Annotated in this window: 25 protein-coding genes; 15 read left to right on the top strand and 10 right to left on the bottom strand. The window is 68.7% G+C overall.

Annotation, left to right across the window (positions count from 1 at the left end; all coding sequences use genetic code 11):
* Nucleotides 1–67 precede the first annotated feature (67 nt).
* The 3 genes from CVS47_RS06575 (at nt 68) to CVS47_RS06565 (ending at nt 2,843) form a co-directional block, all read left to right on the top strand.
* On the top strand, nt 68–760 hold the full coding sequence (locus tag CVS47_RS06575) for an alpha/beta fold hydrolase (RefSeq protein ID WP_127095385.1): 693 nt from the start codon (nt 68–70) through the stop codon (nt 758–760).
* Between the two features lie 259 nt (nt 761–1,019).
* Nucleotides 1,020–2,387, top strand: coding sequence for a hypothetical protein (locus CVS47_RS06570; RefSeq protein WP_127095384.1), 1,368 nt, complete (start codon nt 1,020–1,022; stop codon nt 2,385–2,387).
* A gap of 114 nt (nt 2,388–2,501) precedes the next feature.
* Nucleotides 2,502–2,843 carry a hypothetical protein gene (locus tag CVS47_RS06565; RefSeq protein ID WP_127095383.1) on the top strand — a complete coding sequence of 114 codons (342 nt, stop codon included), beginning with the start codon at nt 2,502–2,504 and terminating at the stop codon, nt 2,841–2,843.
* Nucleotides 2,844–2,894: 51 nt separating this feature from the next.
* Here the strand turns inward: CVS47_RS06565 and CVS47_RS06560 are convergent, their stop codons facing one another.
* From CVS47_RS06560 to CVS47_RS06550, 3 genes are all read right to left on the bottom strand, one after another.
* Complete coding sequence (locus tag CVS47_RS06560) at nt 2,895–3,581, bottom strand: hypothetical protein (RefSeq protein ID WP_127095382.1); 687 nt, start codon at nt 3,579–3,581, stop codon at nt 2,895–2,897.
* Nucleotides 3,582–3,624: 43 nt separating this feature from the next.
* Nucleotides 3,625–4,068, bottom strand: coding sequence for a HEAT repeat domain-containing protein (locus CVS47_RS06555; protein WP_127095381.1), 444 nt, complete (start codon nt 4,066–4,068; stop codon nt 3,625–3,627).
* 289 nt (nt 4,069–4,357) lie between these two features.
* Nucleotides 4,358–4,561: a type IV secretory system conjugative DNA transfer family protein gene (locus CVS47_RS06550; protein WP_127095380.1), complete on the bottom strand. Its 204-nt coding sequence runs from the start codon at nt 4,559–4,561 to the stop codon at nt 4,358–4,360.
* Nucleotides 4,562–5,076: 515 nt separating this feature from the next.
* On the opposite strand from CVS47_RS06550, the gene CVS47_RS06545 reads away from it, so the two are divergent.
* From CVS47_RS06545 to CVS47_RS06520, 6 genes are all read left to right on the top strand, one after another.
* Nucleotides 5,077–5,793 (top strand): hypothetical protein, encoded by a 717-nt coding sequence (locus CVS47_RS06545; protein WP_127095379.1) that lies wholly within the window; start codon nt 5,077–5,079, stop codon nt 5,791–5,793.
* 77 nt (nt 5,794–5,870) lie between these two features.
* Complete coding sequence (locus CVS47_RS06540; protein WP_127095378.1) at nt 5,871–6,362, top strand: hypothetical protein; 492 nt, start codon at nt 5,871–5,873, stop codon at nt 6,360–6,362.
* A gap of 695 nt (nt 6,363–7,057) precedes the next feature.
* A complete protein-coding gene (locus CVS47_RS06535) occupies nt 7,058–7,549 on the top strand; it encodes a hypothetical protein (RefSeq protein WP_127095377.1) in 492 nt (163 codons plus the stop codon).
* A gap of 90 nt (nt 7,550–7,639) precedes the next feature.
* Entirely contained in the window at nt 7,640–8,251 is a 612-nt protein-coding gene (locus tag CVS47_RS06530) for a hypothetical protein (protein WP_127095376.1), read from the top strand.
* Nucleotides 8,248–8,847, top strand: a complete 600-nt coding sequence (locus CVS47_RS06525) for a hypothetical protein (protein WP_127095375.1) — start codon at nt 8,248–8,250, stop codon at nt 8,845–8,847. Before CVS47_RS06530 ends, CVS47_RS06525 begins: the two co-directional genes overlap by 4 nt.
* Nucleotides 8,844–9,401, top strand: a complete 558-nt coding sequence (locus CVS47_RS06520; protein WP_127095374.1) for a hypothetical protein — start codon at nt 8,844–8,846, stop codon at nt 9,399–9,401. Before CVS47_RS06525 ends, CVS47_RS06520 begins: the two co-directional genes overlap by 4 nt.
* On the opposite strand, the gene CVS47_RS06515 is transcribed toward CVS47_RS06520, so the two are convergent.
* Together CVS47_RS06515 and CVS47_RS06510 are read right to left on the bottom strand one after the other, a co-directional pair.
* The gene (locus tag CVS47_RS06515) at nt 9,328–10,587 is read right to left on the bottom strand and encodes a hypothetical protein (protein WP_127095373.1); all 1,260 of its coding nucleotides are present in this window, start codon (nt 10,585–10,587) and stop codon (nt 9,328–9,330) included. The two genes, CVS47_RS06520 and CVS47_RS06515, sit on opposite strands and share 74 nt — an antisense overlap.
* A 55-nt stretch (nt 10,588–10,642) precedes the next feature.
* Nucleotides 10,643–11,599 carry an epimerase gene (locus CVS47_RS06510; protein WP_127095372.1) on the bottom strand — a complete coding sequence of 319 codons (957 nt, stop codon included), beginning with the start codon at nt 11,597–11,599 and terminating at the stop codon, nt 10,643–10,645.
* Nucleotides 11,600–11,681: 82 nt separating this feature from the next.
* Here CVS47_RS06510 and CVS47_RS06505 point away from each other — a divergent pair, with 82 nt between their 5' ends.
* Both CVS47_RS06505 and CVS47_RS06500 read left to right on the top strand, forming a co-directional pair.
* The gene (locus CVS47_RS06505) at nt 11,682–12,602 is read left to right on the top strand and encodes an AEC family transporter (RefSeq protein ID WP_127095371.1); all 921 of its coding nucleotides are present in this window, start codon (nt 11,682–11,684) and stop codon (nt 12,600–12,602) included.
* 147 nt (nt 12,603–12,749) lie between these two features.
* A complete protein-coding gene (locus CVS47_RS06500) occupies nt 12,750–13,304 on the top strand; it encodes an HdeD family acid-resistance protein (protein WP_127095370.1) in 555 nt (184 codons plus the stop codon).
* A 76-nt stretch (nt 13,305–13,380) separates the two neighbouring features.
* Here the strand turns inward: CVS47_RS06500 and CVS47_RS06495 are convergent, their stop codons facing one another.
* A complete protein-coding gene (locus tag CVS47_RS06495) occupies nt 13,381–14,145 on the bottom strand; it encodes an SDR family oxidoreductase (protein ID WP_127095369.1) in 765 nt (254 codons plus the stop codon).
* Nucleotides 14,146–14,275: 130 nt separating this feature from the next.
* On the opposite strand from CVS47_RS06495, the gene CVS47_RS06490 reads away from it, so the two are divergent.
* The 4 genes from CVS47_RS06490 to CVS47_RS06475 all read left to right on the top strand — a co-directional run bounded on the left by CVS47_RS06490 (nt 14,276) and on the right by CVS47_RS06475 (nt 17,183).
* Nucleotides 14,276–14,746 carry an NfeD family protein gene (locus tag CVS47_RS06490; RefSeq protein WP_127095368.1) on the top strand — a complete coding sequence of 157 codons (471 nt, stop codon included), beginning with the start codon at nt 14,276–14,278 and terminating at the stop codon, nt 14,744–14,746.
* On the top strand, nt 14,743–15,864 hold the full coding sequence (locus tag CVS47_RS06485) for an SPFH domain-containing protein (RefSeq protein ID WP_127095367.1): 1,122 nt from the start codon (nt 14,743–14,745) through the stop codon (nt 15,862–15,864). The genes CVS47_RS06490 and CVS47_RS06485 overlap by 4 nt, the downstream gene beginning before the upstream one ends.
* A gap of 10 nt (nt 15,865–15,874) precedes the next feature.
* Nucleotides 15,875–16,669 (top strand): glycerophosphodiester phosphodiesterase family protein, encoded by a 795-nt coding sequence (locus CVS47_RS06480; RefSeq protein WP_241240299.1) that lies wholly within the window; start codon nt 15,875–15,877, stop codon nt 16,667–16,669.
* A 130-nt stretch (nt 16,670–16,799) separates the two neighbouring features.
* Complete coding sequence (locus CVS47_RS06475) at nt 16,800–17,183, top strand: RNA polymerase-binding protein RbpA (RefSeq protein WP_127095365.1); 384 nt, start codon at nt 16,800–16,802, stop codon at nt 17,181–17,183.
* Nucleotides 17,184–17,201: 18 nt separating this feature from the next.
* Here the strand turns inward: CVS47_RS06475 and lnt are convergent, their stop codons facing one another.
* The 4 genes from lnt to tatA form a co-directional block, all read right to left on the bottom strand.
* On the bottom strand, nt 17,202–18,761 hold the full coding sequence (gene lnt / locus CVS47_RS06470) for an apolipoprotein N-acyltransferase (protein ID WP_127095364.1): 1,560 nt from the start codon (nt 18,759–18,761) through the stop codon (nt 17,202–17,204).
* Between the two features lie 63 nt (nt 18,762–18,824).
* Nucleotides 18,825–21,341, bottom strand: a complete 2,517-nt coding sequence (locus CVS47_RS06465; RefSeq protein ID WP_127095363.1) for a DEAD/DEAH box helicase — start codon at nt 21,339–21,341, stop codon at nt 18,825–18,827.
* Entirely contained in the window at nt 21,338–22,090 is a 753-nt protein-coding gene (tatC, locus tag CVS47_RS06460) for a twin-arginine translocase subunit TatC (protein ID WP_127097227.1), read from the bottom strand. Before tatC ends, CVS47_RS06465 begins: the two co-directional genes overlap by 4 nt.
* Nucleotides 22,091–22,154: 64 nt before the next feature.
* A complete protein-coding gene (gene tatA, locus CVS47_RS06455) occupies nt 22,155–22,433 on the bottom strand; it encodes a Sec-independent protein translocase subunit TatA (RefSeq protein WP_127095362.1) in 279 nt (92 codons plus the stop codon).
* Between the last annotated feature and the right edge of the window lie 77 nt (nt 22,434–22,510).

Genomic DNA, 22,510 nt, shown 5'->3' with positions numbered 1-22,510 from the left:
GTGCCGTGCCGCCACACCCGTCGGGGAGTGGTGGGCGCGGCATCCGCACATCGAACGAGGAGACTCCATGAACACCGACATCACCAACGTCGTCCTGGTGCACGGCGCATTCGCCGACGGCTCGGGCTGGCGCAAGGTCTATGACCGGCTGACCGCGCGCGGCCTGCGCGTGTCCGTCGTGCAGAACCCGCTGACCTCGCTCGAGGACGACGTGACGGCGACGACGCGCGTGCTCGACCAGCAGGACGGCCCTGCGGTGCTCGTCGGACACTCCTGGGGCGGCACCGTGATCACGGAGGCCGGACTCCACCCGAACGTCGCTGCGCTCGTCTATGTCGCCGCGCTGGCGCCCGATACGGGGGAGACCAGCGCCCAGCAGTACGAGGGCTTCGCCCCGACGCCCGAGTTCGTCATCGACATCGGCGACGACGGCTACGGCTTCCTGGCTCGCGACAGCTTCGCGGCCGGATTCGCGGCCGATCTCGACGAGAACGAGGCGGCGTTCCTGCGGGACGCGCAGGTGCCCGTCAACATGTCGGTGTTCGCCGTGCCCGTGACGAAGGCCGCGTGGCGCGAGCGGCCGACCTGGGCGGTGATCGGCCGCGACGACAAGGCGTTCGACCAGGCGATGCTGCAGCACATGGCCACGCGAATGGGCGCCGAGATCACCACCGTCCCGGGAAGTCACGCGGTCTACGTCTCGCAGGCCGATGTCGTGGCCGACGTGATCGCCCAGGCCGCGGGGGCCGCCACGGCCTGAAGTGCGGCCGTGAGACGCTCTGGGCCGGCGCTCACACGGTGTTGGATGCGTGCGCCGACTCGGCACGCTCGGAACAAGGACGGACATCGACGATCCGAGCGGTGCCTTGCACGTTACGAGCGAGCATGAACGGCTCCATCCCAAGAATCGACCGCTCTCGATCCGTCGATGCACGCTTTGCGGCGCGCGGTAGACCAGGTGTGGGGGAGGAAGCCGATAGCGTTTCGAGGATAAGTCGTTTCAGCGATGGAGTAGAGAAATGGCAGAAGAAAATCCTTGGAACGTTGCTCGCCTGATTCCGACTTCTGGAATCAGCGGCGCTGATGAACAAGAACGTCGCGCGACATCCGCTCTCCTTGCCGTGATGAGTTCGGTGAAAGAGTACGGTCGCGTGCTGACAAGTCGAATGGGCGCGCCAGCAGGGACGCTGGAGACATACATCGAAGTCCCTTTTCATCTGGGCGACAAAAAGGTGTTTCCGGATGGCCTCATTCGCGTGAAGCGGGGGAGCAAGGTCTGGACCGCGCTGGTCGAAGTCAAGACGGGCAATAACGAACTCCAGCGCGAGCAACTCGAGAATTATCTGGACGTCGCGAGGGAGCACCGCTTCGACGCGTTACTCACCATTTCGAACGAGATACCACCTGCCGCAGGCACGCACCCGACCACCGTCGACAAGCGGAAATCGAAGTACGTCACCATGCACCACCTCTCTTGGACAGAGGTGCTGACGGCGGCGATTATGCAGAAGGAATTCCGCGGAGTCGCCGATCCAGACCAGGCATGGATTCTGGGCGAGTTGATCCGCTATCTGGAGCATCCGAAGTCCGGAGCTGTCGAATTCACCGACATGGGTACGAGTTGGGTCCCCGTCCGCGACGCTGTCACAAGTGGCACTCTGCGAAAAAGAGACAAAGACGCGGCCCAGGTCGCCAGTCGGTTCGACGCCCTGCTGCGTTATAGCGCCCTGAAACTCGGGCAACGCCTCGGTGCCGACGTCACTCAAGTCCTCTCCAAGGCTGAGATCTCTGACCCGTCGCTTCGAGTCGCCGCCGTGACCGACATGCTCGTGAGTGACGGCAAGATGTCGGGAGCTATCCGAATCCCCAACGCGGTCTCGCCCCTGACCGTCACTGTAGACGTTCGCGCAGCCCAGATAACTTGTTCCTTCTCGACCAGCGCGCCGGCCGAGGGCAGACCGACGACGCGAGTGAACTGGCTCATGCGCCAGCTGAAGGATGCACCGGATACGATCCGCGTCGAAGCATTCGCTTCGCGTCAACGCGGAGGGACAGCTGAGCTCCTGAAGACGGTACGTGAGGACCCCAGCGTTCTCGTCATCGATCCGTCGAAGGAGATCAGATCCTTCACGGTCACGTACATCGGGAAGATGGGCGCCGCGCGCCTGGCTGGACGATCGGGCTTCATCGACTCCGTCATGGACGCGATCCTGGTTTCCTACGACAGCATTGGCCAACGCCTCAAGGACTGGTCGGCTGCTCCACCCAGACTGCGGAAACCCGAAGAGGTGGTGGTGGACGAGACGCTACCGAAGGACGTCCCGTCCGCGGCTCTCTCATCGCAGGACGACGACACCACCGGCCCCTCTTCTCCCGCGGCGTCATGACCGGCGCTGGGCGACGAAAGTAATGAATATCGACGGCATGATCGGACGATGCGCCGCGGTGCGGCCTCGATCGCGGTAGCACTGCTGCTCGCGGGCTGCGCCGCAGGCCCAGGGGTGTCCGCCACCGGCGCGTCGCCGATCTTCGATCGCGGGCGCGTGCCCGGTGACTCCCTGCCCGCGGGCGAGTGGAGCAGCGTCGCCGAAGACACGAGCAGGTACGTGGGGGAGGACGCCGCGGGAAACGCCTACTGGGCGGTGCGGAGCGCGGATGACGCGGTGTGCATCGTCTACGTCCCCGTCGAGGAGTCCAACCGGTCGCTCTTGTGCGGCGGGCCTGGGCTGACCGGCACGACGCCGGATGACCGGATCATGCAGTTCGCGTCATCGCCGACCGCGCTCACTCGGTCGGAGACGGAACTGGTCGGAGGCACGCTGCTCGAAAGAGCCGAGAAGTAGCCACCTTCGGGCATTCGTCGACCGCAGACTCTGCAGCCGGCCGTGTTCGCGTCAGCGGTCGGTGGTGAAGGTGAGGTCCACGATGGGCAGGCTGTCGCGGGGGAGGACGCTCGTGCACACGACGTGCTCGTCGAGGCGGAAGCCCAGGCTGTAGACGAAGGGATCCGTGTCGATCTGGAGCGCCGGCACATCTCGGCCGTCGAGGTTCGCCGTGGCGTCTGAGACGGCAGCCGGTGTCACCTGCCAGCGGGTGTCGCTGGTCGGGCCCGGCGGAAGGCCGAGCTCTTCGCGGAACTGGTTGCGCAAGACGTGATCGGTGTGGTCCATGAGCGACTGGGGGAGCGACGTTCGTCGAGTGCCGGATGCTGCGCTCCACGTGGTCCTGACAGCCTCCCAGAGCATGGGGTACTTGAGCAGCCGCGCCTGCGCGATCAGCCATGTGGGACGACCCCACGGAGGTTCCTCTTCGATCGCGCGACGGGTCCGCTCGTCCAACTCGATCTCGTTCCGAGGGTCGGCGTGATCCTCCGGGTGCCTCCAGAGCGTGTAGGTGAACGCCACCGTCGAGTCTTCGCGTCCTGCCGGTCCGAGGCTCTCCGCGAAGCCGGTGATCGGAGAGCGCGTAAGAGACGGCCGCGGGGTGAGCTGGACCACGGGGAAGGACACCGCCCGGAGACGCGCCTCCGACTCGACACTCGGGTCCGGAGCATCAATCGGCACGACTCCGTGGAACTCCATAGACCCAGTGTGCCGCTCAAAAACGTGAGCGAGACCCCCCGCGCTAGCCCGCGATCCGGTGGAGAGCCCGCTCCGCGGCGGCGCGGACCCGAGGACTCGGGTCCGCGCGGAGCGCGGCGACGGCATCGGCCGCCGCTTCGAGCCGGCGGTGGGCGACGACTTTGAGCGCCATCTCACGCGGTCTCCAGTGCTCGTCGGCGAGAGCCTCCTGCACCACCGTCACCGCACGGGCATCCCAGGCATAGAGCATCGCCCGTGGGGCCCACGTGCGCACGAAGTACCCCTGGGTGCCGTAACCGAGAGCCGCCCAGCGAGGTTCGGCTCGGCCGGCGAGGTACGACAGGAGTTCGGGCTCAGCACCCCAGTCCATCTCGCGATAAAGGCGAGCACATCGCACCATGAGGCCGACTGAACCCCAGCGATCCACGGCCAGCGCGATCAGGACGCGGGGCGGCGCGTCGAGTGGCAGGTCGTCAGCGGTGACCATGTCGCAAATAGTGTCAGTGCGCGCAGAAGGTTCAAGGATATGGAACGGGCGTCCGCCGGCTCGGGGAGCGATGCCAGGTCCGTCAACGTCTGAGCTGACATAATGTGCATTATCAGCATTAGGTGGAGGGAAGACGGAGCTCCTGAAGCGGTCCTGCGACTTGCATCGCTAACGTTTCAGTAATCATTCTTCGCAACGTGTCTGACTCCCCGAAATACGTTGTCGAGCGCGGTCGGTTTCGCTCCACTTTCTCGGCCTTGGTGTCGTCCGCGACGTACGAAAGCGGGTTTCACCACCAAGTTGGTTCCTCGAGCGCGACGCGTTGCGGGTCGAAGACCCACTCGGGCCCTGCGGCGGCGCGCAGGTCGCGTGTGGCGTCCAGGACGTCCCTCTTGTTGGAGGTGGACACCACGGCCCCGGGAGCGGACAGCAGGGCCGGGATCACCAGCGACGTCGACTTGCCGACGCTAGGTCCGGCGATCACGATCATCATGTCCTCGAACGAGGCCTAGAGCGGCTTGCTGGCGACCACCGTCGCGCCCACCGGAATACCGGGTTACCGGTCACGCCCAGTGATGACGCTCCGAGTGTGGGCACCCGAGCTGGCGTTCGCGCCGCTCTCGCGGACGGCGCTGTTCGCCACCGGGTAGCGGCGGTCTCTTGGGATTTGTGACTTGGCTCAGTCCCTCGAGTACGACCGGCTTGTGACCGGTGCTGTTTGCGGTCAGGCTGAAGAAATGAGCACCCGCCAAGTTTCCAAGCCGACCCTCTCGATTCGGGCTGCGATCATCGTCATTCTTACCATCGCGGGCGTTCTGATGATTGCGTTCCCACTGGTCGCGGCAATCAACGTGCTTCGAACTGGAGATGCGTCCTGCTTCATCTACGCGCCTCCCGCGGGAGCCCTGGCGGGCGAGTCTTTTCAAGCGCAACCGACTTCGCGAGTTTCAGCTGTTCCACTTGCGCATATCTGCACATACACATCTGCAACTGACGAGGGTGCTGCGATTGACGTCTCGCGAGACCTCGGCTCCGTGCCTTGTCTTGCCGGCTTGCTGGCGATCGGGGCTGCGGGAGCGCTGGTCGCACGTCGTCAGTCTCGACGTGCGCCGGCGCCCCCGCGTGCGTCTAGTGTGGGCGCCGGATGCTGAGGGCAACGCCATCGCTCCTCAGAGCATCCCCGTTGAGGATGAGTCCGACGCTCAATCGCCGGGCGACGCGGCGGCTCGGGACGTGGAGGGTTTTGCATGCACGATCACGGACGTGTGGGAAGTCGAGTGCCAGTGGGGCACGACTTACCGGAAGTACACAGGCGACACGCTCGTATGGGAGCGGCACATCAGCGCTTACGCGCTGATGAATCTCCAGCAGACCTCGCATAAGGTTTACATGCGTTTCACTAACGATGACGGCATCTCTATGGACACGTCCGGCAACGTGATCTTGCAACGTCAGCAGGGAATCACACTCCCCACGTTCGAGAACTCCACGGACTTCGATTTCGGTCCTGGCACGCAGACGTCCGGCACGGAATGGGTGGATCGGACAACAACCGACGAAGGCAAGTACTCGGTGATTTTCAACCTCGAATGGGTCTATGACAACGCCGAGAACATGGCCATCCCGATTGTCGGCGATCCCACGTCACCGCGGTTCCAGTGCTACGCCTCCTCGGCGCAGACCAACTGTGAATACCCCAACGGTCAAGAAGCCGGAGTGTTCTAAGACCCTCACTGTGGGGCGGGGCTCTATGTGTCCCGCCCCACAGTGACATCCACCGACGTGAGGACGAAACGTTGAGCTTGACTACGACAGACCTGCTCAGTCAGCTAACCGAGAATGACAGCTTTCCCGAGCGACCGACCCGATTCCGCGTGCAAGGCATCTGGGAATCACGGCAAGAAACCGTGCGCTACGAGTTGACCATCGACCATGCCCGACAGGAGTGGACAGCACGCGACCTCACCAACGGCGTCGATTCGTCGTTCCGTGACGGCACTCTCACCACAGGCGTAGAGCGAAGCCCCTCTCGTTCGTACCGAGCAAGGGTGACGAACACGCCTCTCCAACTTCTCTTCCCTGAGCATCTGCCGGTCTGGGGGCGACCCAGTCGCGACACGGACACCCCCATTGACATTGAATACATCGGGGACGGTCACAGCCTTGTGCTCTTGAAATCGCTTCAAGACCCCGCCCTACGTAAAACGCTCGTCGTCGACAACCGCACCGGGCTTGTCATTCGCTTCTACGACTCACTCGCGGTCACGGTGCTCGAAAACTTCATTCCGTTCTAAGCGCCCGGCAGAACAACAGGCTGCATGACCGACAGTGGCAAGGGCGCAGATGACTCGCAGATCGCCCGACCGACGGCAGGCTCCAACGTCTGGTCTCGTACACTACACGGGGTGTTCCGCGTCCTGCGGGTGATCGCGCACACGCTCGGAAACCCCGGACACGGTTCAGCCGGTCATAGCGGCAATCCCGACATTCCGAAGCCGCGACCCGTCGACTACCGGCCCTGACAATAACGCTGCACCATTGTCGAGTTCGGTGAGCGAACACCGTCACTATGTCGGCGCCACTCGGCGCACGCCGACACAGAACTCGTCGTCGAGCCTGGTAGACAAGCCCAGCAGCTCCCGACGGGGAACACACGCGTGAGACCATCGAACCCATGAATCCTTCTGGCCGTTCGGAACTGGAGGCACTGCGTTACCGCGCATATGGCCCGTCGGCGGACATCAGCGATGACCCGGAAGCCCTGAGACGGCTCGCCGACCTCGAGGGCTCCGCGCTGCGCTCAGAGCCTGACGGCCCGACAGCCGCGTCGTCGGGCGCTGCCCCGACCACGCATTCACCGTCTCCGACCCCGCCGGCCGCCACGCACGTGGCATCTGGTGCCGCGCAGGTCGCCCCATCGCATGATGTACCCGTCGGCGAAACGCCCGTCCCTGCACGCCTCCCACGACGTCCCCAGGTCCGTCGCGTCGTGTGGGTCGCGTGGATCGCGTCGCTCGTCGCCGTGGCGGCGCTCGCCGCCGTGGTGACCTACGGGCTGGTGAGCATCGCCCCGGTGAGGACGTCGTCCGGCGCACCACAGGTCGCGACCCTCGACCCCGACTCGGCGGTGTCCGTCCCGGCCGGATGGTTCGGCGCGGGCGCGAGCTCCGCCACGTACACGTTCTTCGGTCTCACGCTGTTCGAGACGACATACAGCATGTCCGGGAACGGCGGCGGAGACTGCTTCACCGCCGCGCTCACCTCCGATATGCCCGAGGAAGGCGATCCCCAGAACGGCTACTCCGCGTCGGGCCCCGTCTACTCGGGCTGCCGCTTCGGCGACTTCCCGGCCACCATCACTTTCGGCGTCGACAGCAACGCTCCCCCGGAGCTGCGGGACCGCTTCCCCGACGCGTCGCTGCAGTTCGTCAAAGACGGCGACCGCATCGGCGTCTTCGTCAGCTCGCCGTCCTCCGACTGAGCAGCGGCACCGAGCGCGCTCGGAACGTGCGGTACAGTCTCGGCAGATCGATCCCCTGCCGACCGTCCGATCGACCCGGAGAAGATGCGCGTGTCCGCGGTGCCCACGTCCGACCGCCGAGAGGACGCGCAGACGGATGCTGCTCTCCCGCCGTCACCGGACCGCACCGGCCGCCGCCTGGCCCTGATCGCCGCCGCGATCGTCGTCTTCGTCGTCGTCGTCATCGCGCTGGCCGGCGGCTTCGCCGACGTGCCCGACGCGCGGCAGCCCACCTACGGTCTGGGCGACACGTACGACAACGGCCTCTACCGCATCGAGTTCGAGGCACTGGAGGTCACCGACCGGGACCCGGCGAGCGGCACGGTCCGGGAGGGGTCGATGGTGGTGCTGCGTGCGCGCCTGACCTACACCGGCGACGAGCCGGCGCGTCGCGCGTTCGGCTGGCTCTCGCCGCTCGACCTGCGGCTCGACCAGGGCTCCGGCTCGACGGTGAGCGTGCGCGACGGATCGGTCGATCCGCCGGTGCAGCCCGGCCTGCCGGTCGACGTGTACTACGTCTGGAACCTGGCCGACGACGAGACCCCGCCGGATGCGGCCGAGGTGAGGATCGGCATCTACGAGCGCTACCTGGACCCGACGAATCCGATCGAAGATGCCACGACCGGCCGGGTGCTGGCGGGCATCGTGCAGGAGCGGCCGTGAACGAGCGCCCGCCCCGGAGCCCGAGCAGACGGGGACGGCTGATCGCGGCGGGTGCCGCGGCATCCCTCCTCGTCGTGGCAGCCCTCGCGACCGTCACCGCCCCGTCGGAGGACGAGATCCAGACCCCTCTCAAGATCACCGGTGCCATCGGCGAGACGGTGGCGTCGCGGCAGACCGAGTTGGTCGTGCACGGCGTCACGGTGGCGGAGGAGCTGGCCTTCGGCGAGGCCGGCGCTCCCCCGTCGGAGACGACGGGTGCGTGGGTCGTCGTGGACGTCACCACGGTGTGCCGATTGACGTCGTGCTCCTTCGCGCGCAGCGAGCTGCGGATGGGCGGGCGCTCCTTCGCCGCCGCCACGATCGCCCCCCTCCCCTCCTTCGTGGCGCAGGCGCCGTCACCCGGCCTGCGGTACCGCTCGAGCGCACTGTTCGAGGTGCCGCGCGACGCTCTGCAGGCGGGGACGGCGGAGTTCGTCCTGCAGATCAGTGAGACCACCGCTCTCGACTCCGTCGCCGTCGTCCGCTTCGATCTCCCCACCGACGTCTCCCCCACCGCCGAGGTACGCGCACCCGAGCTCGCGAGGGACGCGTCATGAGGGCTTTCCTGCGCCGCCATCGGGTCGCGCTCGTCTGCCTGGTCGTCGTCGTGCCCGGCCTCGTCGCCCTGCTGATCGTCGTGCCGATCGCCGAGCGGAGCGCCATCCAGCCGCGCACCGTGGAGGCGGCCGCGGGCGAGACCGCCACCGCGGGCGGGCTCGAGTTCACCGTGCGCGCCTCGCAGGAGTTCCCCGGTGGCTCGGGCTCCATCGTGCTGCCACCCGACGCCGCGCTCGCCGCGGCGGTCATCGACGTGGCGCCCGTCGGAGGGTCTGACAGCGCGACCTGTGTCATCGACCTGGTCGCCCCGGGACCCGAGGGCCCGATCGAGTGGCCGACCGAATACGACGTCGCAAAGTACGGCTACGGGCGCGGCGAAGGCTTCGCGACGGGCTGCGACCCGAGCGCGACGGCACCGTACAGCGTGGAATCGGTGTTCTTGACGCCGACGGGCACCTTCCGCACCGCCGCCGTGCGCATCACGGTGACGGAGGACGGTCTGCCGGTGGAAGTGACGCTGCGACTGTCGGAACAAGACCCGGCGCAGGGCTGACGCCCGACCCGCGCCGCAACCGCCACGCGTCCAGCGCCCGGTCGAAAGCGGAGCCGACGAGGGTGATGCGCGCCGTCTCCGTCACGGTGGCGACCGCGGTGGCGACGACGGGCAGCGCGACGATCCACCAGTCCGCCGCGTGGGGTCCCAGCATCCGGGTCAGAGACCACACCGCCCACTGCGCCACGGCCGCGACCAGGGCGTAGGACGCCGCATAGACGATGAGCGCGCGCCAGCCCATCCGCACGATGAGACGCGCCGAGACCGAGAGCGGCTTGTAGACGTCGTCCCACTCGTCGGTGACGAGATGACGCCGGCGCGTCACGAACGCGGGCAGACGCTGTGCGCGCGCCCGCAGGTTCGCCTCCAGCCGCGGCGACAGCACCCGCTCCCCGGCGACGGACGCGAGCTCGCGGGTGTAGACAATGCCGGCGATCAGCAGCCAGGCCAGGGGCAGTGCCAGCAGCTGAAGCAGCAGCGGGACGAGTCCGTCGATGCCGTCGATCGTCACTCGGATGGGCTCCCACAGGTCGCGGAGCCCCTGACGCACGTCGAGGAACCACCGCACGATCTGCCGGTCCTGCACCCACGCGAGCACGCCGGCGAAGACGGCACTGAGACCGCTGACCGCGACGAAGACCCACACGGCCTCGAGGTAGATCTCCACGACCGTCGCCCCGCGCGGCAGCCGCGACCCGAAGCGCTTGAGGACGATCCGACCTGCCAGCGCGACCACGATGACGACCACCACCAGGGGCCCGTCGCCCGGCGAGAGGAAGTCCCCTCCCCCGAATGAGTAGAGGAAGGCGCGGTTGGCGTAGGCCGCGAAGTCGTCCTGCAGCAGGCCGAGCAGACCGTAGAGCACGAAGAACGGGACGATGCTCGCGAGGAGCACGTCCGCGAAGCCGCTGAACCGTCCGCGGCGGGCGACACCGCTCTCGGCGGTCGTCGCGGCGAACGCGGGGAGCGATCGGCGCACCGCGAGGAACATGCCCACGAAGGAGACGAGTCGCGCCAGCACGGCGATGGGCAGCAGCAGGAAGGCGGCGAGCGCGCTGTCGGGACCGATCGGAGCCGCGAGGGTCAGGATGCCCTCGCGCACGAGGGTGCCGCCGAGATACCAGGCGAGCACCTCCGGCCATGAGGCGGCAAGGGCCGTCACCCAGGTGCGCAGCAGGCCGATCACGGGCTCATCCTAGGGCGGCATGGCGTGGGGACCACGCCGCGCATGGGGAAGCCGCTCAGACGGCGTCCTCGAGACGAGGACGCTCGAAGCGGTACCCGGCATCGGTGAGCACCTCGGGAACCGCCCACCGGCTCTTGAGCACGAGCTCCGGCTCGGTGCGGAGCACCCACATGGCGGGTTCCAGCATCCACCTCCAGGCGGGCAGACCGAACGGCATGCCGACCGCCTTCCGCAGCGTGCGCATGAGCGTGCGGTTGTCGACCGGATGCGGGGACGCGAGGTTGACGGGGCCTGAGATGTCGTCGCGCCCGACGAGGAAGCGCACCGAGCCCACGACGTCGTCGATGTGGATCCAGCTGAACTTCTGCCGACCGCGGGTGCGGTGCCACGTCGAGCGCTCGAGCCCGCTCGCGTGCTCCCCGATGCCGCGGTAGCGCCGGTGCGGGAACCACCAGGAGTCGATCTGCGGTCCGCCGACGCCGAGCCGCGCCAGGCGCCGCAGGATGTTCGGTGCCGGGCCGTCGCCGAGCACGATGGCCATGCGCAGTGCGACGCGGCGGGTGCCCGGCAGGTCGCCCTCGAACAGCTCCGCCTCCCATGCGCGCGCCACATCGACCGAGAAGCCCGAGCCGATGATCCCCGCCGACTCGGTGTTCGCGCGCTGCATCTCGTGGCGGTAGATGGTGGATGTCGAGGCGTTCAGCCAGACGGGCGGAGGGGATGGCGCAACCGCCACCGCCTGCCGGAGCGCCCGCGTCGTCTCGACCCGCGACCGCAGAAGCTCCCGCCGGTTCGCATCCCCGTAGCGGCAGTTGACGGACTTGCCGGCGAGGTTGATGAGCACGTCCACCCCATCGACGGCGCGGGCGATCGCCGACGGGTCATCCCACGTCACGGCTTCCCGGCGCCCGATCCGGCGCACCTCGTAGCCCTCGTCGAGGAGCGCACGGGCGAGCGCCTCCCCCACGAAGCCTGACGCTCCGGCGATCACTGCGACGCGTGACATCGGCATCCCCCCACGGCCGTCCGCGACGGCTCCCCTTCACGCTAGCGGCGCGTCGGCTGCGCCGGACCACGCGGCCTAGGCTCGAAGCGTGTTCGAGGCGCTGACGGGATTCGTGGTGGTGGGCGTCGCCATCCTCGTCGGCTGGATCATCGGCCGCATCGATCTGCTCGGGGAGCACGCGCGACCCGTCCTGAGCCGCCTCACCTTCTTCGTCCTCTCGCCCTTCCTGCTGTTCGTGGTGCTGTCGCAGGCGGACGTGCAGACCCTGTTCTCGTCGCTGCTCCCGGTCTCCGGCATCGCCGCCGTGGTCGTGATCGCCGTCTATGTGCTGATCGCGCGTCTGGTCTGGCGTCGCGACACCGCCGAGACGGTCATCGGCGCCCTGTCCGCCGGTCAGGTGAACTCGAACAACATCGGGATCCCGTTGTCGCTCTACCTGCTGGGGAGCGCCGCCTTCCCCGCGCCGGTCATCCTGCTGCAGCTGCTGATCTTCACCCCGGTGACGCTCGCGATCCTGGATGCCGTCACCTCCGGGCAGCGGGCCTTCCTTCCGGTGCTGCGGCGCACGGCGACGAACCCGATCCTCATCGGATCGGTGCTGGGCACCCTCGTCGCGGTGACGGGGATCGATCTGCCGCACATCGTGATGGACCCCGCCCAGCTCATCGCCGACGCGTGCGTGCCGGTGCTCCTCATCAGCTACGGCATCTCGCTGCACGGGCAGCGGGTCCTGGGGTCCCATGGGCGGCGTCGTGATGTGCTCGTCGCCTCCGCACTCAAGCTCCTGGTGATGCCGGTCGTGGCGTGGGCCGTGGCGACGTACCTGTTCCGCCTCGCCCCGTCGGACGTCCTCGTCGTCGTGGTGTTGGCGGCGCTGCCGACCGCGCAGAACGTCTTCAACTACTCGCAGCGCTACGGCGTGGGAGAGGCGATCTCCCGCGACACAGTCTTCGTGACCACGCTCGGCTGCTTTCCCGTCCTGCTGGCGGCGCTGGCCCTGCTGGGCTGAGCGCGCTCCCCCGGCAGCTGAGCCCTCTCCGGACAGCTCCGGTCCCCCACCCGGCGCGCCGATGCCGTCGGCCTCCCCCGGCGGACGAACCCGAGGCTCTACCCTGGGGCCGGAGTCCTCCCAGGTGATACCCAGAAAGCGACGGTCATGTCCACGGCAACCCCCACCTCCTCGCCCATCGTCAACGGCATCCGCACCGCGCTCGGCATCGGCGGCGTGCTGGCCCTGCTCGCCGGCATCCTGATCGTCTGGCAGCCCGCGGCCGCGGCGGTCTTCGTCACGACCGTCATCGCGATCTACGCCATCGCCGGCGGCATCGTGTACGCGGCACTCGGCATCTTCTCCAAGGCCATGAGCGGCTCGTCCCGCGCCTTCCACATCGTCCTCGGACTGCTGTTCGTCATCGCCGGCGTGGTGGCGTTCGCGAACCTCCAGGGAACCGCCGCGACGCTCGCGGTCTTCGTGGCGGTCCTGATCGGCATCATGTGGATCGTCGAAGGCGTCGTCGCGCTGACCACCCTCGGCGGCTCCGGCTCCCGGGTGTGGACGATCCTCTTCGCGGTCATCAGCATCATCGCCGGCATCTACCTGCTGGTGAACGCGCTGCTCGGCGCCCTGGTGCTCTGGCTGCTCCTGGGCATCATGCTCATCGTGCTCGGCGTCGTGCAGATCGTCCGCGCGTTCACCTTCGGCCGCGCCTGACCCGCACCGCTCCCCCGAACGACGCAGCCCCCGGTCACCGACCGGGGGCTGCGTCGTGGAGCGGATGCCGCGGCGCCTACTCCGCGCCGAACGAACCGGTGTCGCCGACCAGGCGCGTGTGATCGGCCGGGATCGGGTCGACGGCGGCCTGGGCGACCTCCGCGGCGAACTCGGCCACGTCGTACAGCTTGCCCGCCGACTCGCGTCGCTCCGCGATGGCGCCGGGGTTGGCGCGCTCCAGCAGCGTGGCGGTGATGGTGCCCTCGATCATGTCGCCCGACACGACGACGAAGCCGATGCCGCGCTCCTCGAGCTGCGGGATCATCTCGCGGAGGGCGTCCTCGCCCGCGCGCTTCGACAGCGCCACCGGCTCGTACTCGGGCATCGTCGGGGTCGTCCGGATGAAGTGGGCCTGGTGGCTGGTGACGAACACGACCCGCGACCCCTCGCCGAGGAGCGGCAGCGCGGTCTCGAGCACCCGCACCTGCGCGTCGCGGTTCAGCTGGAGGGCATAGTCCGCTGCCATGCCGGCCTCCATGCCGCCGGACGCGTTCAGCACGAGGATGTCGAGCGACCCGTACGCGCGCCGCACCTCGTCCATGAGCGCCTGCACGGAGTCGGCATCGGTCAGATCGGCGCCGACGACGAGCGCCTCCACACCCAGGTCGCGCAGCTGCGCGCCGAGCTTCTCGGCTCGCGGCGCCTTGTTGCGGTAGTTGACCACGACGTTCGCGCCGGCTTCGGCGAAGTACCGCACGGTGTCGGCGCCGATCCCCCGGGACGAGCCGGTGACGAGGGCGGAGCGGCCGGCGAGCGACCCGGGCGGAAGGATCTGGGACACGAGGTGACTCCCGTCGAGAAGAACAGTGTGAGCGGCCTCCGAACATGTCGGGAAGGCCTTCCGACCCTACCAACCCGGCCCCCCGCGAAAGGGGTCGTGTTAGGTTCGGAAGAAGACGAGGAGGCTCATCGTGGACATCGTCACCGCCATCGAACAGTTCGCCTGGATCGCCTGGCTGGTCCTGATCCTGCTGTTCCTCGTGATCGAGATGCTGACGCTCGACTTCACGTTCCTCATGCTCAGCGTCGGGGGTCTCGCCGGCCTGGGAGCCGATCTGCTCGGTGCTCCGCTCTGGCTGCAGATCGTCATCGCCGCCGTCGTCGCCGTCGCCATGGTGCTCCTGCTGAGACCGCCCCTGCTGCGACGTCTGCGACGCGGCGAGGATACGACGCCCTCGAACGTCGAGGCCCTCATCGGGCTCCGGGGGCAGGTGCTCTCCACCGTCACGTCGCACTCCGGACAGGTCAAACTGTCCAACGGAGACATCTGGACCGCCCGCTCGCTTCCGGGTTCCGACATCGAGCCCGGCACCACCGTGCTCGTGAACCGCATCGACGGGGCCACCGCCCACGTCCGCCCCCAGGAGGAGCTCACCGCATGAACGACTCGATCATCCCCCAGACGATCCTGTGGATCGTCGTGGCCGCGATCATCATCTTCGCCCTGGTCACGATCCTGCGCTCCATCCGCATCGTGCCCCAGGCCACCGCGGGTGTCGTCGAGCGCCTCGGCCGGTACCACAAGACACTCACCCCCGGCCTGAACCTCCTGATCCCGTTCATCGACCGCCTCCGTCCCTTGATGGACATGCGCGAGCAGGTCGTCTCCTTCCCGCCGCAGCCGGTGATCACCGAAGACAACCTCGTGGTGTCCATCGACACGGTCGTCTACTTCCAGGTCACCGACGCCCGTGCGGCGAGCTACGAGATCGCCAACTACCTCGGCGCCGTCGAGCAGCTGACCACCACGACCCTCCGCAACGTCGTCGGTGGCCTGAACCTCGAAGAGGCCCTCACCAGCCGCGACAACATCAACAACCAGCTGCGCGTCGTCCTCGACGAGGCCACCGGCAAGTGGGGCATCCGCGTCGGTCGCGTCGAGCTCAAGGCGATCGACCCGCCGCTGTCGATCCAGGACTCGATGGAGAAGCAGATGCGCGCGGAGCGCGATCGCCGAGCCGTCATCCTCACGGCGGAGGGGTCCAAGCAGTCGCAGATCCTGGAGGCCGAGGGCCGCAGACAGGCCGACATCCTGCGGGCCGAGGGCGAGAAGCAGGCGGCCGTCCTTCGTGCCCAGGGCGAGTCGGAGGCCATCCAGATGGTCTTCGACGCCATCCACATCGGCGACCCCGACGACAAGCTCCTCGCCTACCAGTACCTGCAGACCCTGCCGAAGATCGCCGAGAGCGCGTCCAGCAAGCTCTGGATCGTCCCCAGCGAGCTCACCTCGGCCCTGAAGGGCATCGGCTCGGCCTTCGCCGGCTCCGACGGTCCCTCCCAGGCGAAGCCGAAGGCTGATCGGGATGCCGCGTCTGCGCCCCGCCGGACGCCCATGCCGGCGCGGTCCGACGCGGCTGAGGCCGCTGCCCAGGCCGTGCGGGAGGCCGCTGCAGCGGCCGACGCGTTCGCGTCCGATGCGCAGTCCTCCGCGGTCGAACCCATCGGCGATGCGCCGTCCGCCGTCACCGGGCCCGTCGGCGACGAGCCGTCCGCACGCTGACACGTCCACGGTGACACCGCAGCACCCCTTCTTCGTCCGAGCCGCCACGCCCCGCGTCCTCGCCCATCGCGGTCTGGTGACAGCCGAGGCGGCCGCGGACGGCGTCACCGAGAACACGTTCGCGGCGATCGCGCTCGCCCACGGAGCCGGCGTCACCTACGTGGAGTCCGACTGCCACCTCACGGCCGACGGTGCCGTCGTGCTCTTCCACGATGCCGATCTCTCGCGTGTGGCGGGCGATCCGCGTGCCATCGCCGACGTCCGCCTCCTCGAGCTCGAGGAGCTCATGGCCCACCGCGGTGGCCTGCTCACCCTGGCGCAGGCGCTCGAGAGCTTCCCCACGCTGCGCTTCAACCTCGACGTGAAGGCGGCGGCCGCCGCCGCACCGGTGGGGGCCGCCGTGGCGCCGTACAGCGACCGGGTGCTTTTGACGAGCTTCTCCGATGCGCGGCGGCGGCAGGCGCTCGACGCGGCGACCCGAGGCGATGCCCGGCCGGCAACCTCCGCGGGCCGCGGCGTCATCGCTCGACTCCTGCTCGCCGTCGCCCTCCACTCCCCCCGTCTGGCTCACCGCGTGCTCCGCGGCATCGACGCGGTGCAGATCCCCGAGCGGCAGGGCCTCCTCCGCGTGCTCACACCGAGGCTCGTCGACTACGCCCATCGGGCGTCGGTCGAGGTGCACGTCTGGACCGTGAACGAGCCCGACGACATGCGGCGACTCCTCGCCCTTGGCGTCGATGGACTGGTCACCGACCGCGCGGATCTCGCGCTGTCGCTGGTCGACGGCGACAAGCCCCGGCGCTGATCCGGGCGCTCGCGCGGTGGTAACCACAAGGCCCTGAGCATCGTCTGTGAATGGGGCCGGGAAGCCCGTCCTTCGGATGATCCGCACAGGTGGCGTCGTTATACCTGAGAGCAGACGAGAGGACCACAACATGGCAGATCGCAGCCTGCGCGGCATCCGACTCGGCGCCCAGAGCCTACAAAGCGAAGACGGCGTCGTGTTCCATGAGCGCGCACAGCACACCTACACCTGCACCGTGTGTGCACGTGACACGACGATGACCTTCGCGGCGGACGCCGAGATCCCGCCCGCCTGGGAATGCCGCACCTGCGGGGCTGAGGCCCTGCTGCGGATCGGCGAGGGAACCGCCACGGTCGACCACAGCGAGGACAAGGTCGCTCGCACCCACTGGGACATGCTCCTGGAGCGTCGCACCGTGCCGGAGCTCGAAGAGCTCCTCGAGGAGCGCCTCGCCTACGTGCGGTCGCGCCGCGGTGCCGGTGACGACGCCGCCGCGCACAAGCTCAGCGCCTGACGCCCCGCACGCGCGTTCTCAGACGCCGGTCCCCACGGGGGCCGGCGTCTTCGCGTTGCGGCGGCGCCGCACCGCCTGCGTCAAGCCCAGCAGGGCGAGGGCCGCGAGACTCCCCCAGCCGAGCGAGATCTTGATCCACGGGCCGGCGACCACGGCGGGGGTGAGACCCGTCCGCAGCGGCACGTCCGTGATCATGTGACCCGCCACGTCCTCGGTCAGTCCGTCGATGGCCGCGCCATCAGCGGTGATCACCTGGCTCGTGCCGACGGTCGACAGGTTCACCACCGACCGGCCCGTCTCGATGGCGCGCATGCGCGCGAAGGCGAGCTGCTGCAGGTTCTCGTCCGTGCCCCGGAAGTCGGCGTTGTTGGTCTGGAACATGTAGACCTCGGCTCCCTCGGCCGCGCCGTCCCAGATGACGTCGTCGTAGATCACGTCGAAGCAGATCGCGAGGCCCACACCCACGCCGTTCAGGTCGAAGAGGGGCGATGCCGTGCCCGGGGTGTACTCCCGGCCGATGAGCCCGATGAGGTCGGGCGACAGCTTCTCCCAGAACGACCGGTCGGGGACGTATTCGCCGAAGGGCACGGGATGCCGCTTGTCGTACGTCTGCACGGCGCCCTCGCCCGCGCGCCAGAGCATCGAGGAATTGTAGAAGAGGTCGCCGCGGCCGGTGGCCGCCGCGATGATAAGGGGCGCGTCGAGGCTCTCCCCGAGACGGTCGAGCACGAAGGCGGTCGAGCGGTTGGACGTCGGGTCGGAGTCGATGCCGCCCTCGGGCCACAGCAGCACGTCGATCTTCTCGCCCTGCAGCGGCTCGGAGGCGCTGAGCTGCGCCCCCAGCACGGCGTTGGGCTCGCGCTCATCGAAGTAGCCGGCGGGGCCGTTGCCCTGCACGGCGCCGACGCGCAGCACACCGGCGGCCGTCGTCGGGAAGGCCGGCACCAGGAAGAGCACCGCGACCACGATCAGAGCGGGGACCGCCGCGAGCCACCTGCGGAAGCGCCCGTGCCGCACGTACTCGACCGCCATGGCGCACAGGAGGACGACGAGGAAGGTGAGACCCGACATCCCGACCCACGACGCCAGCCCGGCGGCCGGTCCGCTGACCTGGGTCACCCCGATGCGCCCCCAGGGGAACCCACCATAGGGCCACGACCCGACGATCTGCTCGCGGAGGGTCCACAGCGCCCCCACCAGCGCGGGCAGGAGGAGCAGACGGGATGCTGCGCCCGGCATGACGCGGGGCAGCCACCGGTAGGCCAGCGTGATCGGCACCGCGAACGCGGCCGTCAGGAGCGCCTCGAGCATCGACAGGGCGATCCACGGGACGGGGCCGAGGTAGCGCGCGGTGAAGAACAGGTTCACGAAGAAGAACGCCGCGCCGAAGGCGAAGCCGACCAGGACGGACGACCACATGCGGCGCCCCACCAGCCCGACGAGCGCGAGCACGACGGAGGGGAAGGCCATCGGCCACCAGCCCAGCGCCGGGAACGCAGTGGTCAGCAGCAGCCCGCCCGCGACCGAGCTCGCGACCGCGGCCCAGAGCGGCAGCAGGGGGCGGGACGCGGCAGGCACCCCACCACCCTAAGCGGCCACGGGTGGGTGTCCGCCGAGGGCTGAGCGAGCCGCGGACGGGCGTCAGACCGTGCTGTAGGCCACGATTCCGCGCCGGACGGAGTCCAGCGCCTTGCGGGCCGTCGTGGCGACGGCACCGTCCGCCACGAGCGACAGCTGATCGAGGAGGTCGATCGTCTGCTTGCTCCACCGTACGAAGTCACCGGCCGCCATGTCGGCGTTCGCCAGGACGCGATCGAGCATGTCGCCCCGGGCCCAGCCGTGCATGGCGAACGCCAGACCGGCGGACACCGGAAGCGTGCCGGGCAGGTGGTGATCCTGCTCGAGGTCGTCCAGCCTCTGCCACAGCTCCTGCGTACGGGCCAGGGCGGTGCGGAACGGTCCTCGCGGCATCCCGTGCTCACCCGGATCGGACTCGTCGCGGCGCGGCTCGTAGACCAGGCTGCACGCCAGTGCGGCCAGGGACGGGGCATCCAGGTCGTCCCAGATGCCCAGTCGCAGCGACTCGGCGACCAGCAGGTCGCGCTCGCCGTAGATGCGCCGCATCGTGCGACCGGCGGGGGTCAGCGTCGTCGCGCCGTCGTCCTCGATGCGCACGTAGTCGAGGGAGCGCAGCACCTCCACGACGCGGTCGAACACGCGCGCCACAGTGCCCGTGCGCGTACGGATCTGCTCGCGGGTCTTGTCGGTGGCGCGCTTGAGCTTCCAGTAGCGCTCCGCCCACCGTGCGTGGGACTCGCGCTCGGGGCAGGAGTGGCAGGGGTGCCGCTGCATGCGCCGCCGGAGCGAGGCGAGCTGTCGCTGACGGGTGTCGCGGGTGGCCCGCGAGGCGTTGGCGTCCTTGCGATTCAGCTTCTCGAGGTCGCTGAGCTCGCGGCGGATCGAGGAGTACTCCGCGAAGTCGCCCTGATGGCAGGTCATGGCCTGCTGGTAGCCCTGCAGCGACTCCTCGGCCTCGCGCACCTGGCGGGCGAGGCCGACCACGGCGCGGTCGGCCTGGAACTGCGCGAACGAGGACTCGAGGATCTCGCGGGCGCGCGGCCGGCCGAACTGGTCGATGAGGTTGACCGCCATGTTGTACGTGGGGCGGAAGCTCGAGTTCAGCGGATACGTGCGACGGGACGCGAGCGCGGCGACCTGCTGCGGATCCATGCCCTCGGTCCACTGCACGACCGCGTGTCCCTCGACGTCGATGCCGCGGCGCCCGGCACGGCCGGTGAGCTGCGTGTACTCCCCCGACGTGATGGCCACCCGGGCCTCGCCGTTGAACTTCTCGAGCTTCTCGAGCACCACCGTGCGCGCCGGCATGTTGATGCCGAGCGCCAGCGTCTCGGTGGCGAAGACGACCTTGACGAGCTTCAGGCGGAAGAGCTCCTCCACGACCTCCTTGAAGGCGGGCAGGAGGCCGGCGTGGTGGGAGGCCACTCCGCGCTCGAGGTTGTCGAGCCACTCGTGGTACCCGAGCACAGCGAGATCCTCGTCGCGGAGGGTGCGGGTGCGCTCCTCCACGATCGCGCGGATCTCGCGCCGCTCGTCCTGATCGGTGAGCCGCAGGCCCGATCGCCGCACCTGCTGCACCGCGGCGTCGCAGCCCACGCGCGAGAAGATGAAGAAGATGGCCGGCAGGAGGGTGGAGCGCTGCAGCAGCTGCACGACGTCCGGACGGTCGAGCCGCTCGATGCGCTGGACGTTGGCCGAGCGCACCGGACGCTGCCCGCCCTTGTGCGGACGGCGTCCCGACGACCCGTAGCCGCCGCTCCGGTCGCTGTGCCCCTGCGATCGGCCGCCCTCGGCGGAGCGGAACGACGAGGCACGGCGGTTGTTCTCGTACGTCGGCCCCTTGAAGGAGCGGATGCGCATGAGCTCCTGATTGACCTGCGCGGTGGCGATCCCGGCCCGGTCGTCGAAGAGCGGCAGGAGGTCTCCGCGCACGAGCACGTGCTGCTCCAGCGGGACGGGCCGCACCTCGGAGACGATCACCTCCGTGTCGCCGCGCACGGTGTCGAGCCAGTCGCCGAACTCCTCGGCGTTCGACACGGTCGCCGACAGCGACACCAGCCGCACGCGCGACGGCAGGTGGATGATGATCTCCTCCCACACCGCCCCGCGGAACCGGTCGGCGAGGTAGTGCACCTCGTCCATCACGACGAACCGCAGTCCGCGGAGCGCGGCCGAGTCGGCGTAGAGCATGTTGCGCAGCACCTCGGTGGTCATGACCACGACGCGGGCGTTGCCGTTGATGTTGGTGTCGCCGGTGAGCAGTCCGACGTTCTCGGGACCGTAGACGTCCTGGAGCTCGCGGAACTTCTGGTTCGACAGCGCCTTGATGGGGGTCGTGTAGAACGCCTTGTCGCCGTCCTCGAGCATCGCGAGGTGGATCGCGAACTCCCCGACGATCGTCTTGCCGGCACCCGTGGGCGCGGCGACCAGCACGCTGCGGCCGTCCTCGAGCGCCTGGCATCCGGCCATCTGGAAGGGATCGAGCTCGAATCTCTGGGATGCCGCGAACGCGGCCGTCACCGGATGGGACTGCCGCTGTCGCGCGTTCGCGAACCGCTCCGCCGGACTGGGTTCGCTCACGCGGGTGCCCCTGCGGCGAGCTCGGCTGCGGCGCGGCGTGCGCGGCGCCGGTCGACGAGGAGCGCGATGCCGACGGCCGCGAAGTACAGGCCGAGCATCGGGATCGCCAGCAGGAACATCGAGATGACGTCGGCGGCCGGCGTCGCGAGGGCGCAGAAGACCGTGATCGCGATGATGGCGAAGCGCCACCCGCGGAGGATCGCCATGCCGCTGAGGATCCCCGCGATGTTGAGCAGCACGAGGAAGACGGGCAGCACGAAAGCCACGCCCACGACCAGGAGCAGCTTGAGGATGAAGTCGTAGTAGTAGCTGTACTGGAAGAAGTTCGCCGCACCGTCGGGCACGAAGCTCGACATGAGCTCGATGATGTGCGGCATGATCAGCCAGCCCGCGAAGGTGCCGCCGAAGAACAGCGGAATCGCGGCTCCGAGGAAGCCCACCGTGTACCGCGCCTCTTTGCGGGTCATCCCGGGCGCGATGAACAGCCAGATCTGCGACAGCCACACGGGCGACGAGATGATGAGACCCACCGCGAAGGCGATGCGGATCTGCAGGTCGAAGGCGCCGGTGACCGTGTCGAAGTTCAGCACGGCCTTGCCCGTGCGCTCGGCGATGACCGAGATCGGCACGGTGAGCAGATCGATGATCGGCTCAGCCAGGAAGAACGCGATGATCATGCCCGCGACCAGGCCGATGGCGCTGATCAGGAGGCGTTTGCGCAGCTCGACGAGGTGCTGGCCGAGCGACATCCTCTTCTCGCGCCGCACCTCCGACGCCGCCGGGCGCGGCGCACGCGCCGTCGTCACCGCCGGATCAGGGCTTGGTGTCGGCGGCACCCGAGCTGTGCGCCGGTGCACTCACGGGTGCGTCGGCGACGACGGGAGCGACGGTGGGCTGCGGGGCCGCGGTGTTCGTGGCGACGGGGGCCGCCGTCGCGGCGTCCTCTTCCTTCATCGCCTTGATCTCACCCTTGAACACGCGGGCGGACTGCCCCATGCTCTTGGCCAGTGCGGGCAGCTTCGCGGCACCGAAGACGAGCAGGATCACCGCGAGCAGGATCAGGAAGTGCCATCCGGTCAGATTGCCAAGCATGGTGTTTCTCCTAGCGTAAGCGGGGTCCGACAAGTCTAACCCTGCCCGCCCGAGCCCGGGCAGAAGCGCGGGGTCGC

The sequence above is a fragment of the Microbacterium lemovicicum genome, assembly GCF_003991875.1.
Classification (GTDB): Bacteria; Actinomycetota; Actinomycetes; order Actinomycetales; family Microbacteriaceae; genus Microbacterium; species Microbacterium lemovicicum.
Note: the sequence above shows the minus strand (reverse complement) of the source record. Positions and strands in the feature narration are given on the sequence as shown.

What these genes read in the sequence shown, in the direction of transcription:
- tatA (WP_127095362.1), bottom strand. Translation starts at nt 22,433, where the DNA reads ATGCTTGGCAATCTGACCGGATGGCACTTCCTGATCCTGCTCGCGGTG.
- CVS47_RS06500 (WP_127095370.1), top strand. Translation starts at nt 12,750, where the DNA reads ATGTCCACGGCAACCCCCACCTCCTCGCCCATCGTCAACGGCATCCGC.
- CVS47_RS06510 (WP_127095372.1), bottom strand. Translation starts at nt 11,599, where the DNA reads ATGCCGATGTCACGCGTCGCAGTGATCGCCGGAGCGTCAGGCTTCGTG.
- CVS47_RS06550 (WP_127095380.1), bottom strand. Translation starts at nt 4,561, where the DNA reads ATGATGATCGTGATCGCCGGACCTAGCGTCGGCAAGTCGACGTCGCTG.
- CVS47_RS06485 (WP_127095367.1), top strand. Translation starts at nt 14,743, where the DNA reads ATGAACGACTCGATCATCCCCCAGACGATCCTGTGGATCGTCGTGGCC.
- tatC (WP_127097227.1), bottom strand. Translation starts at nt 22,090, where the DNA reads ATGTCGCTCGGCCAGCACCTCGTCGAGCTGCGCAAACGCCTCCTGATC.
- CVS47_RS06575 (WP_127095385.1), top strand. Translation starts at nt 68, where the DNA reads ATGAACACCGACATCACCAACGTCGTCCTGGTGCACGGCGCATTCGCC.
- CVS47_RS06520 (WP_127095374.1), top strand. Translation starts at nt 8,844, where the DNA reads ATGAGGGCTTTCCTGCGCCGCCATCGGGTCGCGCTCGTCTGCCTGGTC.
- CVS47_RS06475 (WP_127095365.1), top strand. Translation starts at nt 16,800, where the DNA reads ATGGCAGATCGCAGCCTGCGCGGCATCCGACTCGGCGCCCAGAGCCTA.
- CVS47_RS06560 (WP_127095382.1), bottom strand. Translation starts at nt 3,581, where the DNA reads ATGGAGTTCCACGGAGTCGTGCCGATTGATGCTCCGGACCCGAGTGTC.
- CVS47_RS06555 (WP_127095381.1), bottom strand. Translation starts at nt 4,068, where the DNA reads ATGGTCACCGCTGACGACCTGCCACTCGACGCGCCGCCCCGCGTCCTG.
- CVS47_RS06570 (WP_127095384.1), top strand. Translation starts at nt 1,020, where the DNA reads ATGGCAGAAGAAAATCCTTGGAACGTTGCTCGCCTGATTCCGACTTCT.